11 protein-coding genes are annotated in these 14,224 nt (G+C 62.7%); 10 read left to right on the forward strand and 1 reads right to left on the reverse strand.

What is annotated here, in order from left to right; genetic code table 11:
• The 3 genes from VV088_RS18475 (at position 1) to VV088_RS18485 (ending at position 3,939) form a co-directional block, all read left to right on the forward strand.
• Positions 1–744 carry an ABC transporter ATP-binding protein gene (locus tag VV088_RS18475; RefSeq protein WP_334602142.1) on the forward strand — a complete coding sequence of 248 codons (744 nt, stop codon included), beginning with the start codon at positions 1–3 and terminating at the stop codon, positions 742–744.
• Positions 741–1,991 carry an ABC transporter permease gene (locus VV088_RS18480; protein WP_334602143.1) on the forward strand — a complete coding sequence of 417 codons (1,251 nt, stop codon included), beginning with the start codon at positions 741–743 and terminating at the stop codon, positions 1,989–1,991. Before VV088_RS18475 ends, VV088_RS18480 begins: the two co-directional genes overlap by 4 nt.
• 94 nt (positions 1,992–2,085) lie before the next feature.
• Entirely contained in the window at positions 2,086–3,939 is a 1,854-nt protein-coding gene (locus VV088_RS18485; RefSeq protein ID WP_334602144.1) for an S-layer homology domain-containing protein, read from the forward strand.
• Positions 3,940–3,986: 47 nt separating this feature from the next.
• Here the strand turns inward: VV088_RS18485 and VV088_RS18490 are convergent, their stop codons facing one another.
• The gene (locus VV088_RS18490) at positions 3,987–5,054 is read right to left on the reverse strand and encodes a GntR family transcriptional regulator (RefSeq protein ID WP_334602145.1); all 1,068 of its coding nucleotides are present in this window, start codon (positions 5,052–5,054) and stop codon (positions 3,987–3,989) included.
• 541 nt (positions 5,055–5,595) lie between these two features.
• Between VV088_RS18490 and VV088_RS18495 the strand changes: the two genes are divergently transcribed.
• The 7 genes from VV088_RS18495 (at position 5,596) to VV088_RS18525 (ending at position 14,209) form a co-directional block, all read left to right on the forward strand.
• On the forward strand, positions 5,596–6,705 hold the full coding sequence (locus VV088_RS18495; RefSeq protein ID WP_334602146.1) for an ABC transporter substrate-binding protein: 1,110 nt from the start codon (positions 5,596–5,598) through the stop codon (positions 6,703–6,705).
• 100 nt (positions 6,706–6,805) lie between these two features.
• Complete coding sequence (locus tag VV088_RS18500; protein ID WP_334602147.1) at positions 6,806–8,326, forward strand: sugar ABC transporter ATP-binding protein; 1,521 nt, start codon at positions 6,806–6,808, stop codon at positions 8,324–8,326.
• Entirely contained in the window at positions 8,319–9,407 is a 1,089-nt protein-coding gene (locus VV088_RS18505; protein WP_334602148.1) for an ABC transporter permease, read from the forward strand. Before VV088_RS18500 ends, VV088_RS18505 begins: the two co-directional genes overlap by 8 nt.
• On the forward strand, positions 9,404–10,447 hold the full coding sequence (locus tag VV088_RS18510; RefSeq protein WP_334602149.1) for an ABC transporter permease subunit: 1,044 nt from the start codon (positions 9,404–9,406) through the stop codon (positions 10,445–10,447). The genes VV088_RS18505 and VV088_RS18510 overlap by 4 nt, the downstream gene beginning before the upstream one ends.
• Positions 10,448–10,460: 13 nt before the next feature.
• On the forward strand, positions 10,461–11,996 hold the full coding sequence (locus tag VV088_RS18515) for a xylulokinase (protein ID WP_334602150.1): 1,536 nt from the start codon (positions 10,461–10,463) through the stop codon (positions 11,994–11,996).
• A gap of 13 nt (positions 11,997–12,009) precedes the next feature.
• The gene (gene araA / locus VV088_RS18520) at positions 12,010–13,473 is read left to right on the forward strand and encodes an L-arabinose isomerase (protein WP_334602151.1); all 1,464 of its coding nucleotides are present in this window, start codon (positions 12,010–12,012) and stop codon (positions 13,471–13,473) included.
• Between the two features lie 37 nt (positions 13,474–13,510).
• Positions 13,511–14,209 carry an L-ribulose-5-phosphate 4-epimerase gene (locus tag VV088_RS18525; protein WP_334602152.1) on the forward strand — a complete coding sequence of 233 codons (699 nt, stop codon included), beginning with the start codon at positions 13,511–13,513 and terminating at the stop codon, positions 14,207–14,209.
• Positions 14,210–14,224: the final 15 nt, after the last annotated feature.

Here is a 14,224-nt window from a genome sequence, read left to right on the forward strand (position 1 = left end):
GTGGAACACCTCATTGAACTGAAAAACGTCTATAAAATCTACCAAATGGGCTCGGAGACGGTCCACGCCCTGGACGGGGTGGATCTGACCATCGACCAGGGGGAGTTTGTGGCCATCGTGGGTTCCTCCGGGTCAGGCAAGTCCACCGCTATGAACATCATCGGCTGTCTGGACGTGCCCACCTCGGGCACCTACCACCTGGGGGGTGTGGACGTGTCCACAATGGACGACGACCAGCAGGCGGAAATCCGCAACAAGATGCTGGGCTTCATCTTCCAGCAGTACAACCTGATCCCCAAGCTCACCGTGCTGGAGAACGTGGAGCTGCCCCTGCTCTATGCCGGGGTGGACAGCGGCGAACGCCGGGAGCGGGCTCTGGCCTCGTTGGAGCGGGTGGGCCTGCGGGACAAGGGGAAGAACCTGCCCTCCCAGCTGTCCGGCGGACAGCAGCAGCGGGTGTCCATCGCCCGGGCGCTGGCGGGGGACCCCAGCCTGATCCTGGCCGACGAGCCTACCGGCGCCCTGGACTCCCGCACCGGGCGGGAGGTGCTGAAATTCCTCAAGCAGCTGCACCAGGAGGGAAATACGGTGGTCCTCATCACCCACGACAACTCCATCGCCGTGAAGGCCGAGCGGATTGTCCGCCTTCAGGACGGCAAAATCATCTACGACGGGGACTCCCGCGATCCCCGGGCGGTGGTCCAACCCCACGGGGAGGACGAGGCAGAGGAGGTGGGCGCATGAACTTCACCCAGTCCTTCCGCCTGGCCATCAAGTCCCTCACCACCAGCAAAATGCGGGCTCTGCTCACCATGCTGGGTATTATCATCGGCGTGGGGGCGGTCATCGTCATCCTGTCCCTGGGCAACGGCCTCACCGGCATGGTCCAGCAGCAGGTGGATAAACTGGGCATCAACATGATCCAGGCCCAGTTCTTCGGCGGCACAGCGGATAGGCTGCCCGACCCGGAGGATATGTATGACATGGTGGAGGCAAACGCGGACATTCTCACCGGCGTATCCCCCTATCTGGGGGTCAATGCTGTGGTCCGCCACGGCAGCGATAAATTTGACCGTACCAACCTCTACGGCGTCAGCGAGATTATGTACAACGCCGCCACCGGCTACACCATCGATGGCGAGCAGCTGGCCAAGGGCCGCTTCGTCAGCTACATGGACGTGGAGCGGCGGGAAAACATCTGCATCATCGGGGCCTATCTGGAACAGGAAGCCTTTGACGGAGACGCCCTGGGGAAACAGCTTTCCATCAACGGCCGGCCCCTCACGGTGGTGGGGGTGCTCAAGCGCAACGCCGAGCTGGAGATGCTCCCTGGCAGCCAGGACGATCAGATCTACATCCCCTACACCACTGCCCTGGAGATCATGGGCAGCCGGTGGGTCAATTTGTACATCTTCACCAGCACCTCCGGCGAGACCGCCGACGCCGGCAAAAGGATTATCGAGGCCTATCTCAACGACTTTTTCCGTACCGACGACGGCATGTGGGATTACTTCTACATCACCACCATGGCGGAGCAGGCCAACCAGATCAACGCCATGATGGGGGTGGCCATGGGGGTGCTGGTGGCCATCGCCGCCATCTCCCTGCTGGTGGGCGGCATCGGCATTATGAACATCATGCTGGTGTCCGTCACCGAGCGCACCCGGGAGATTGGCGTGCGCAAGTCCCTGGGGGCCAAGCGGAAGGACATCCGTAGCCAGTTTGTCATCGAGGCGGGCACCACCTCCGCCATCGGCGGGCTGCTGGGCATCGGCTTCGGCTGTCTGCTGGCCAAGGCCCTGGAGGCACTGCTGGGCGGGATGCTGGTGGCCAGCCTGGGGGCCAGCGGCATCACCTTCAACGCCACCCCCACCCTGGGAGCCATTGGACTGAGCTTTGGCGTGTCGGTGGGCATCGGAGTGCTGTTCGGCTACCTGCCCGCCAACAAGGCGGCCAAGCTCAACCCCATTGACGCCCTGCGGTACGATTAGGGACCCCCGTCCCACGCGGGGAAAGGGCCTCCCTCTGCGAAGGGGGGCCTCCCTGCGGGGCGATGGGAGAGATTTTTTGAAAGGAATGGGAACTATGAAAACCAAACGCCTTTTTGCCGCCCTTCTGGCGGCCTGCCTCACGCTGGCGCTGGTCCTGCCCGCCTCGGCGGCGGGAACGGCGGCCTCTTTAGAAGAGGCGTCCCAGGCGGTGACTGCCCTGGGCATTGTGTCCGGGGACGGCAGCGGGAACCTGAATCTGACGGCCAAGGTGAGCCGGGCGGAGTTTGTCACCATGGTGGTAAAGGCCACCCCCGGCGGGGACGGCGTGGGCCAGGCGGCCACCTCCCCCTATCCGGACGTCCCCCGCAGCCATTGGGCCAGCGGCTATGTGGAGGCCGCGGTCGCCATGGGGCTGGTGTCCGGCTTCAGCGACGGTACTTTCCGCCCCGGTCAGGAGGTCAATCTGGCGGAGGCGGTGTCCATGGTGCTCGAGCTGCTGGGCTACGGTCCGGAGGATTTTTCCGGGGCCTACCCCACCGGCCAGTTGGCCATGTACCACAGCCTGAAGCTGAGCGCCGGCGTCTCTGCCCTGAACGCGGCCTCCTCGCTCACCCGGCAGGATGCGGTGTATCTCTTCTATAACCTCCTCTCCGCCAGGACCAAGGAGGGCGCGCCCTATATCCAGCGGCTGGGCCACAGCTTGGACGCCTCCGGAAAGCCTGACGTGGTCTCCCTGGTCAACGGCCAGATGGAGGGTCCGGTGGTGGCGCGGGGCAGCGGGTGGCAGTCCTCTCTGGGCTTCACCCCCTCCAAGGTCTACCGCAACGGCAGCGCCGCGTCGCTGGCCAACATTCAGGACTACGACGTGGTCTACTGGAACGCTTCCATGGGCACGGTGTGGGCCTATGCCAAGAAGGCCACCGGCCCCATCCAGGCGCTGGAGCCCTCCGGGGCCAATCCCAGCTCCGTCACGGTGGCGGGGCGGACCTACGCCGTTGAGAGCTCCGCCGCAGCCTTGGCCCTGTCCGACCTGGGCCAGTACCATCTGGGCGACACGGTGACCCTCCTGCTGGGCCGCAGCGGCGGCGTGGCTGCGGTGGAAGATGTTTCGGTCAGCGCCGGGGAGCGGGTGGGCATCGTGACCGCCATTGCCAGCGCCGGTTACCCCGACGGCTCCGGCGGCAGCTACACCAGCCAGACGGTCACCCTGCTGGCCACCGACGGCCAGACCTACCAGTATCAGACCCGGGGCGGCTACCGGGTGGGCAGCGTGGTCCGGGCCGTGGTGGCCGGACAGGGGGGCGAGGTCACCCTCCGGGGGCTGTCCAACGCCTCCCTCACCGGAAAGGTGAACCAGGAGGGCACCAAGCTGGACAAGTACACCTTTGCCCAGGGGGCGGAGGTTCTGGACGTGAGCGAAAACCGGGGCGCGGTGATTTACCCCGCCCGCCTGGCCGGGCTGAACCTGACCAGCGGCAAGGTGCGCTACTACTCCCTCAACCCCCAGGGGGAAATCGAGACGCTCATCCTCAACGACGTCACCGGCGACGCCTACCAGTACGGCGTCATCACCCGCTACGACGAGGAGGGGGAGGGCATGAGCCGTTACTCCACCTATCAGTATGACGTGGGCGGTGTGAGCTACACCATGGCCGGGAGCACCAAGTTCCAGGTCACCGCCGGAGGGGTCCGGATTCTGGGCGAGCCCTCCAACCCGGAGCGGCTGTACGGGCTTACCGCGGTGAAGGCGGGGCAGGTCACCGGCAATCAGCTTATCGCAGGCAGCCAGCGGTACACCCTGGCCGACGGCGTGGTGGTCTACGAGTACCGGGATGGCAGATACTACCTGTCCAGCCTGGCCCGGGCGGAGAGCGGCGGCGACGTCACCGGCTGGTACGACAAGGCCGAATCCGAAGGCGGGCGCATCCGGATCATTGTGGTAAAATAGGCAGCACAAGGGGAAAGGTCCTCCGGCTAAACAGCCGGAGGACCTTTTTAGCTGCTGCTGCGCTCCAGCAGCTCCCACTCCAGAGCCCTGGACTGCCGCTGCACACCGCCGAGGATGCGGATCATCTCCTCCGCCGCCACCCGGCCCATTTTTTCCCGGTGGCGCAGGGAGGTGATGGGGACAGGGCAGATCTGGCTGTAATAGCTGTTGTCAAAGCTGACCACAGCCACATCCTCCGGCACCCGTTTCCCCATGGACAGCAGCTCCTGGATCAGGAGGAAGGCGATCTCGTCGTTGTAGCAGATCACCGCCGTGGCCGGCTCCAGGCGCTCGGCCAGGAAGCGGCGCAGCAGGTCGAAGCGGCGCTTTTCCATCATTTCCAGCCGGTCCTCCGTATCGTACCAGCGGAAGCAGCGGTCGGAGATGGGCAGGCCGGCGTCCCGGATGGCAGAGATGCAGCCGTGGTAACGCTGGGGGCCCTGAACGTCGTCACTTTTGAAGATGCCGGCCAGATGGGTGTGCCCCCGCTCAATGAGATGGCGGGCCAGCAGGTAGCCGCCGCCGTAGTTGTCGTCACAGACGCAGGGGACCCCCGCCAGCTCTCCGTAGGCGCCGTGGAGAAAGAGCAGGGGGATCTCCGCCTCCTGCAGGCGGCGGTACAGGTCGGCGTTGGGGCTGGGGAGGGCGGTTTTGGAGCCCTCCACCAGAATGCCGCCCACCGGCTGTTCCAGCAGCCGCTGGAGGATGTCCCGCTCGGTCCCCACCTGGTTCTCGGTGGCGTAGACCAGGGTGGAGTAGCCCTCCTGGGCGAAGAGGCTCTGGGCGTCGTGGAGGACGGTGGGGAAGATGTAGTCGTCCAAAAAGGAGGTCACCACCGCGATCTGCCGGGAGGCGGACTCCTGGATGCGGCCGGTGGTGTAGGTGCCGCTGCCCTGGCGGCTCTGGACCAGCCCCTCGTCCGCCAGCAGCTGGAGGGCGTGGCGCACCGTCTGACGGCTCATGTGGTAGCGGCGGGTAAGCTCCGCCTCGGTGGGCAGCTTGGAGCCGCCGCGGTTCCCGTTCTTTGCCAGCTCTTCCCGCAGCAGGCCGGCCAGAAATTTGTACTTCATTGCCATGTTGTCATTCCGCCTTTTGGTGTGAGGTACACAGTTCGCCTCTCATTATAGCAGGGTCTGTGTGAAAACCAACGAATAAAGTGGTTGGCTATCTTATCGAATTTCACATTTTACACATACGTGCAGCGAAAATTTGTCTGCTTTTTCCCGAGAAAAACAGGACATTTGACCGGGAATTTTTGAACCTCCGGTGGAAGAAAATGAAGTTTTGAGGGGCGGATAGGCAAGTTCACCATCGGAGAAACATTCTGGACAGCAGAGAGGAGCGGAAAAAAACAAACTAAATACAGGTTCTTATCTCCAAAAAATAAACTTTTTCCAAAGGAAAAACAAGATCATTTGCCGAATTTGTATGACTTTATTAGAAAGTGATATAATTTGTATTATTTAATGGTACGAATCTGTTCAAACAGACAAAAAACGTATTGACTTTCTCCAATAAATGGAGTTAAATGCGAATGTAGCCCCGAGAGAGGACCGGCCAGTGGTTCCGGCAGACCTTGATCGGGAAACAGCAACGAATAGAAAGCGAGGAAGTAAAATGAAAAAGATTCTTGGTTTGGCGCTGGCTGCGGCAATGGCCCTGTCTCTGGCTGCCTGCGGCGGCGGCAACAGCAGCACTCCTGCCGGCAGCACCCCCGCCGGCAGCACCCCCGCCGGCAGCACTCCTGCCAGCAGTACTCCTGCCAGCAGCACCCCCTCCGCCACCGGTGACGGCACCATCTTGGTGGGCTTTGCCCAGGTGGGCCACGAGTCCGACTGGCGCACCGCCTCCACCAAGTCCGCTCAGGATGTGTTCTCCGCCGCCAACGGCTACGACCTGATGTTCGTGGACTGCGACAACGATCCCGCCGCGCAGCTGGAGGCGGTCCGCAACTTCATCCAGCAGGGTGTGGACTACATCATCATTGACCCCATCGTGGCCACCGGCTGGGACACTGTCCTGACTGAGTGCGACGAGGCCGGTATCCCTGTTATCGTCATTGACCGTACTGTGGACGACTCCGACAAGTATGTGGCCTGGGTCGGCTCTGACTTTAAGGTCGAGGGCTTGGCCTGCGGCGAGTGGCTGAAGGCCTACGCTGCCGACAAGGGCATTTCTGAGATCAACGCCCTGGTCATCGAGGGTTCCGTGGGCGCTTCCGCTACCATCGGCCGTACCGACGGCTTCAAGGAGATCGCGGACCGCGAGGGCTGGAACATTCTGGCTTCTCAGTCCGGCGACTTCACCGAGGCCGGCGGCCAGGAGGTTATGGAGTCCTACTGCCAGAGCTATAAGGGCCAGTTCAACGTGGTCATCTGCCAGAACGACAACGAGGCTGCCGGCGCCATGACTGCCATGGACAATGCTGGTGTCACCTACGGTGTGGGCGGCGATGTCATCATCGTGTCCTTTGACGCCAACAAGCCCTATGTCCAGATGGTCTGCGACGGCAAGCTCAACGCCAACTTCGAGTGCAACCCCCTGGCTGCTCCCACGGTCTCTGAGATCATCCAGCAGCTGGAGGCCGGCCAGACTCCTGAGAAGGAGATCTATGTGGCTGAGCACTGGTTCGCTGCGGAGGACAATGTCACCTCCATCACCGTGAACGGTGAGACCCAGGAGGTCATTCACGCCACCCAGGAGGTCGTGGACAACCGTCCCTACTAAAAAAGCAAGCCTAACCTGGTCATCGAGGGGAGGGCCCCCGGAAATTCGGGGGGCCTCCCCTGTTTTGTTGTAAAAATTGGAAAGGTGAGGTGAACATTGGATGGAAAACAACGTAGTTTTGACGATGCGGGGCATCTCCATGACCTTCCCTGGCGTCAAGGCGCTGGACAACGTGGACTTTACGCTGCGCAAGGGGGAGATCCACGCCCTGATGGGGGAGAACGGCGCGGGCAAGTCCACCCTGATCAAGTGCCTCACCGGCATCAACGATTTTGAGGCCGGTGAGATCCGCGTGGACGGCATTGAGGGCGCCGTGAAGAACCACTCCACCCAGGACGCCCAGAACGTGGGCATCTCCACCGTGTATCAGGAGGTCAACCTGTGCCCCAACCTGAGCGTGGCGGAGAACCTGTACATCGGCCGGGAGCCTATGACTCCCTTCCACACCATCGACCGCAGAACCATGATCCGCCAGGCGGACGAGCTGGTCAAGCGGCTGGACATCAAGGTGGATGTAGCCCAGAATCTGGAAAATTACTCCCTGGCCATCCAGCAGATGATTGCCATTGCCCGGGCCTCCGACATGGACTGCAAGGTGCTCATCCTGGACGAACCCACCTCCTCCCTGGACGACGGCGAGGTGGAAAAGCTGTTTAAGGTGATGCGCCAGCTGAAGAGCGAAGGTGTGGGCATTGTCTTCGTCACCCACTTTCTGGAGCAGGTGTACGCGCTGTGCGACCGGATCACCGTGCTGCGCAACGGCACCCTGGTGGGGGAGTATCCCATCGCTGACCTGCCCCGGGTAAAGCTGGTGGCCGCCATGATGGGCAAGGACTTTGACGACCTGGCCTCCATCAAGCCGGAGGGCTTCGAGGCCCAAAAGGACGCCCCCATGCAGATCGAGGCCCGGGGCCTGAGCCACAAGGGCACCATCAAGCCCTTCGACCTGGACATCCACAAGGGGGAGGTCATCGGCCTGACCGGCCTGCTGGGCTCCGGCCGCAGCGAGCTGGCCCGGTCCATCTACGGCGCGGACAAGGCCCAGACCGGCACCCTGAAGGTGGCCGGCAAGGAGGCCAAGATCGGCCAGCCCTTGGACGCCATGAACCTGGGCATGGGCCTGCTGCCCGACGACCGGAAGGCGGAGGGCATCATCGGGGAGCTGTCCGTCCGGGAGAACATCATCCTGGCCATGCAGGCCAAGCGGGGCATGTTCCGCCAGCTCTCCCGGGCCAAGCAGGAGGAGATTGCCGACGAGTACATCAAGCTCCTCCAGATCAAGACCGCCACCCGGGAGACCCCTATCAAGCAGCTGTCCGGCGGCAACCAGCAGAAGGCCATCCTGGCCCGCTGGCTGGCCACCGACCCGGACTTCCTCATCCTTGACGAGCCCACCCGCGGCATTGATATCGGGACCAAAACAGAGATCCAAAAGCTGATCATCCAGCTGTCCCAGCAGGGGAAGAGCATCATGTTCATTTCCTCGGAAATTGAGGAGATGCTCCGCACCTGCAACCGCATGGCAGTCCTGAGGGACGGCGCCAAGGTGGGGGAGCTGGACGGCGAGCTGACCCAGGAGCGGGTCATGGCCGCCATTGCGGGAGGTGCTGATCATGACTAAGAAAAAGCTGACCCAGAACCCCCTCTTCCTGCCCCTGATGTGCGTAGTGCTGGTGCTGGCTGTCAATGTGGTGTATGACATTGCACAGGGCAACGCCTTCTACGACTTTTTCCGCATTACGATGCAGAGCAGCTCCTCCGGCGAGCAGCTGCTTTCCGGCCGCCTGATCACCATTCTCAACCGGGGCAGTGAGGTGGCCATTCTGGCCATCGGCATGACCCTGGTGGTGTCCGCCTCCGCCGGGACCGATATTTCGGTGGGCTCTGTCATGTCCCTGTGCGCCTCCTTCTGCTGCATGCTTGTGGCCGGATTTGGGGTGTCCGCAGTCAACAGCGTGGAGGAGTTCGCGCGGCCCCTGGTTGTGGGACTGATCGGCGCACTGCTTATGGGCTGTCTGTGCGGGGCCTTCAACGGCACGCTGGTGGCCTATCTCAACATCCAGCCCATGGTGGCCACCCTGATCCTCTGGTCGGCGGCCCGGGCCATCGGCCTGCTTCTGTGCAATAACCTGATCGTTTACGTCCGTGTGGATGAGTTCGCTGTCTTCGGCGGCTATGTGGGCTTTATGCCCACTCCCATCATCATTGCCGCTGTCTGCGTTGCGGTGGTGTCGCTGGTGCTGAAGCATACAGCCATGGGGATGTATATTCAGTCTGTGGGCATCAATAAAAGGGCCAGCCGCATTGCCGGCCTGAACTCTAAGCGGATCATCTTTATGTGCTACATGCTGTGCGGTCTGTGCGCAGCCATCGCGGGCATCGTGGCGTCCTCCCGCATCACCAGTGCCGACTCCAACAACATCGGCAATAACTTTGAGCTGGACGCCATCCTGGCGGTGGCCCTGGGGGGCAACAGCCTGGGCGGCGGAAAGTTCAATCTGGCCGGCTCGATCATCGGCGCTTACACCATCCAGGCCATTACCACCACGATGTATAACCTCGGCGTGTCCAGCGCGGTAACGCCGGTGTTCAAGGCCATTGTCGTCATTGCCATTGTGGCGATCCAGGCTCCGCCTGTCAAGGCTTGGGTGCATAAGCACCTGACCAGCAAGTCCACCGGAAAGGAGGCGGCCCGCGCATGAAACCGGCAAACGCTGTGAAAGAGCGCAAACAGATGAACGGCAACACGCTGCTGCTGCTCATTACCATTGTGCTGTTCTTCGTTCTCTACGCAGGGGGCTGCGTCATTTATGGAAGTAAGGGCTTTACGAACCTGCAGACCTTCCTGAACATCCTGATCAGCAACGCGGGCCTGATCTGCGTGGCCTGCGGCATGACCTGTGTGATGCTCACCGGCGGCATCGACATCTCGGTGGGCTCGCTGGTGGCGCTGGACTGCATGCTGCTGGCCTACGGCATGGGAGAGTGGCATATGAGCGCCCCCGTGATGTGCCTGATCGTGCTGGTGGTGGGCCTTGTTTTCGGCATGGTCCAGGGCTTCTGTGTGGGCTATCTGGAGATCCAGCCCTTCATCGTGTCCATGGCGGGCATGTTCTTCGCCCGGGGCATGACGGCGGTGATCTCCACCAACCAGCTGTCCATCACCCAGGAGACCAACGCCACCTTCTACAGCTGGGCCAACTGGCGGCTCAACCTCCCCTTCGGCGGGGTGCCCAACCGGAAGGGCGTGCTCATCATGCCCTATCTGCGGGTGGGCGTGCTCATCGCGCTGGTGGTGCTGGTAGTCATCTTCCTGGTGCTGCGGTATACCAAGTTCGGCCGCTCCCTTTACGCCGTGGGCGGCAGCGAGCAGTCGGCGGCCATGATGGGCCTGAATGTGAAGCAGACCAAGATGAAAGCCTACATCCTGTCCTCCTTCCTGTGCTCCATCGGGGGCATCTGCTACTGCCTGAACACCCAGGCGGCCAGCGTTTCCCAGGCCACCGGACTGGAGATGTCTGCCATCGCCTCTTCCGTCATCGGCGGCACCCTGCTGACCGGCGGCGTGGGCAACGTGATCGGCTCCTTCTTCGGTGTGCTCATCAACGGCACCATCTCCTCCATCGTCCAGTTCAACGGCAAGCTGGCCTCCTCCTGGCCCAACATCCTCACCGCCGCTCTGCTGTGCTTCTTCATCGTGCTCCAGAGTGTGTTTGCCTTCCTGAAGGAAAAGAAAAAGTAAGGGAGAACGGGATATGTCTGAACATCGCACCTGCTTAGGGCTGGAGCTGGGCTCCACCCGCATCAAGGCCGTCACCATCGACGGCTCCTTCCGGCCTGTCTCCTCCGGGGACTACACCTGGGCCTCCACCTACGAAAACGGGGTATGGACCTACTCCATGGACGAGGTGTGGACCGGCCTGAAGTCCGCCCTGTCCAAGGTGGAACACCGGGAAGCCATTGCCGCCGCCGGGGTGTCCGCCATGATGCACGGCTACCTGGCCTTCGACAAGGACTGGAATCTGCTGGTTCCCTTCCGCACCTGGCAGAACACCATCACCGGCCCCGCTGCGGCGGAGCTGACCCGGCTCTTCGGCTTCAACATCCCCCAGCGGTGGTCCATCGCCCACCTGTATCAGGCCATCCTGAATCAGGAGGAGCACGTCCCCCAGGTGGCCCACATCACTACCCTGGCGGGGTACATCCACTATAGACTCACCGGCGTGAACGCGGTGGGCATCGGGGAAGCCAGCGGGATGTTCCCCATCGACAGCGGGGCGCTGGACTACGACGCGGCCATGATGGCCAAGTTCAACGCCCTCCCCGCCGTCCAGGCCCAGCCCTGGAAGCTGGAGGAGCTGTTGCCCAAGGTGCTGACGGCCGGAGAGGATGCGGGAACGCTCACCGAGGCCGGCTCCGCCCTGCTGGCCGGCCTGCTCCCCGCCGGAATCCCCTTCGCCCCCGCCGAGGGGGACGCAGGCACCGGCATGACCGCCACCAACGCCGTGGCCCCCCGGACGGGCAACGTGTCCGCCGGGACCTCCATCTTCTCCATGGTGGTGCTGGAGCGCCCTCTGGAGAAGGTCTACGAGGAAATTGACCTGGTGACCACCCCCACCGGGGCCCCGGTGGCCATGGTCCACTGCAACAACTGCACCAACGACACCAACGCCTGGGTGAATGTCCTGAACGAGACCGCCCAGCTCTTTGGAGCGGAGCCCGATGCAGGGACGCTGTATACCAGGCTCTATGAAAAAAGCCTGGAGGGCGACCTGGACTGCGGCGGCGTGCTGGTGTGCAACTATCTGGCAGGGGAGGGGGTCACCCACATGGACGCAGGCCGTCCTCTGGTGGTCCGCACCCCGGAGACCAAATTCACCCTGGCCAACTTCTTCCGCTCCCAACTCTACTCCACCATGGCCACGCTGAAGATCGGCATGGATATCCTGGCGGAGGAGGGGGTGGCCATCGACTCCCTCACCGGCCACGGCGGGCTGTTCAAGACCCCTGTGGTGGGCCAGAGCTACATGGCCGCCGCCTGCAGCGCCCCGGTCACCTGCATGGAGACCGCCGGGGAGGGCGGACCCTACGGCATGGCCCTGCTGGCCTCCTACCGGCTGAACCGGGCAGGCGGGGAGAGTCTGGAGAAATTCCTGTCCGGCAAGGTGTTTGCCGGAGCGTCCGGCTCCACCATCCAGCCCGACCCCGCCGCTGTGGAGGGCTTCAATACCTATATCCGGCGGTACAAGGCCCTGCTTGAGATGGAAAAAACCGCTGTGGAAAAACTGTAAGGAGGAACTTTTTATGAATTACTCGTTCTGGTTTGTGGTGGGCAGTCAGTTCCTGTACGGCCCCGAGGTGCTGGAGACGGTGGCCGCCCGGGCCCAGGAGATGGCGGATGAGCTGTCCAAGGCCCTGCCCTTCCCTCTGATCTACAAGGTGACCGCCAAGACCAACAAGGAGATCGCCAGCGTGGTCAAGGAGGCCAACTACGACGATTCCTGCGCCGGAATCATCACCTGGTGCCACACCTTCTCCCCCTCCAAGATGTGGATCAACGGCTTTGCCAATCTCCAGAAGCCCTACTGCCACTTTGTCACCCAGTACAACCGTGCCATCCCCAACGAGGAGATCGACATGGACTTCATGAACCTGAACCAGGCCGCCCACGGCGACCGGGAGCACGGCTTCATCGCCGCCCGGCTGCGGATGTCCCGAAAGGTCATCGCCGGCCACTGGCAGGACGAGGCCGTCCGGGAGCGCATCGGCAGCTGGATGAAGGCCGCCGTGGGGGTGGCCGTATCCAGGGGCTTGAAAGTGATGCGGTTTGGTGATAATATGAGAGAGGTGGCCGTCACCGAGGGCGACAAGGTGGAGGTCCAGACCAAGCTGGGCTGGCAGGTGAACACCTGGGCCGTGGGCGACCTGGTCAAGGTGATGGATCAGGTCACCGACGCCGAGATCGACGCCCTCATGGACACCTACAAGGCCAGTTACGACATTGCTACCGACAAGATCGACCACATCCGCTATCAGGCCCGGGAGGAGATTGCCATCAAGAAGATGATGGACGCCGAGGGCTGCAAAGCCTTCTCCAACACCTTCCAGGACCTGTACGGCATGGAACAGCTGCCCGGTCTGGCCAGCCAGCACCTGATGGCTCAGGGCTACGGCTACGGCGGCGAGGGCGACTGGAAGGTGGCTGCCATGACCGCCATTATGAAGGCTATGGGCGAGGGGGGCAACGGCTGCTCCCTGTTCATGGAGGACTACACCTATAACCTGGAGCCCGGCAAGGAGTATTCCCTGGGCGCCCATATGCTGGAGGTCTGCCCCTGCTGCGCCGCCGGAAAGCCCCGCATTGAGACCCACCACCTGGGCATCGGCATGAACGAGAAGGACCCTGCCCGCCTGGTCTTCGAGGGCAAGGAGGGGGACGCCATCGTGGTCAGCCTCATCGACATGGGGGGACGCCTGCGCCTGATCTGCCAGGATATCCACTGCGTCAAGCCCATCCTGCCCATGCCCAATCTGCCCGTGGCCCGGGTGATGTGGCAGGCGGAGCCCTCTCTCACCACCGGCGTGGAGTGCTGGATCACCGCCGGCGGCGCCCACCACACCGTCCTCAGCTACGACGTCACCGCCGAGCAGATGAAGGACTGGGCCAACATGCTGGACATCGAGTTTGTCCACATCACCAAGGATACCACCGTAGAGTCCCTGGAGCATGACCTGTTCCTGTCCGATCTGGCCTGGAAGCTGAAGTAAAAAGCCCCCGCTGAGGGGGCCTGAGAGGAGGAAGATCATGTTAGAAGCACTCAAGCAGGAGGTCCTGGAGGCCAACCTCCTTCTGCCCAAGTACGATCTGGTTACCTTCACCTGGGGCAACGTGTCCGGCGTGGACCGGGATCAGGGCCTGATGGTCATCAAGCCCTCCGGGGTGGAGTACGACGGCATGACCGCTGGAGACATGGTGGTGGTCAGCCTGGAGAGCGGCGAGCGGGTGGAGGGCAAATGGAAGCCCTCCAGCGACACCAAAACCCATCTGGAGCTTTACAGAGCCTTTCCCGGGGTGGGAGGCATCGTCCACACCCACAGCCCCCACGCGGTGGCCTGGGCCCAGGCCGGAGAGGACATCCCCTGCTTCGGCACCACCCACGCCGACTACTTCTACGGCTCCATCCCCTGCGCCCGCCATCTGACCCAGGGGGAGCTGGAGGAGGACTATGAGAAAAACACCGGCGTCATCATTGTGGACACCTTCCGGGAGCGGTGCATCGAGCCCAAGGCCGTCCCCGGCGTGATCTGCGCCAGCCACGGCCCCTTTACCTGGGGCAAGGACCCGGCCCAGGCGGTGTACCACGCGGTGGTGCTGGAGGAGGTAGCTAAGATGGCCATCCTCACCCGGCAGGTGCGGGCCGCCGCCGGCCCCGCCCCCCAGCGTTATCAGGATAAGCACTATTTCCGCAAGCACGGCCCCGGCGCCTACTACGGACAGGGCTGAACACAGAGCATCCCC

The organism is Lawsonibacter sp. JLR.KK007 (assembly GCF_036941135.1).
Classification (GTDB): Bacteria; Bacillota; Clostridia; order Oscillospirales; family Oscillospiraceae; genus Lawsonibacter.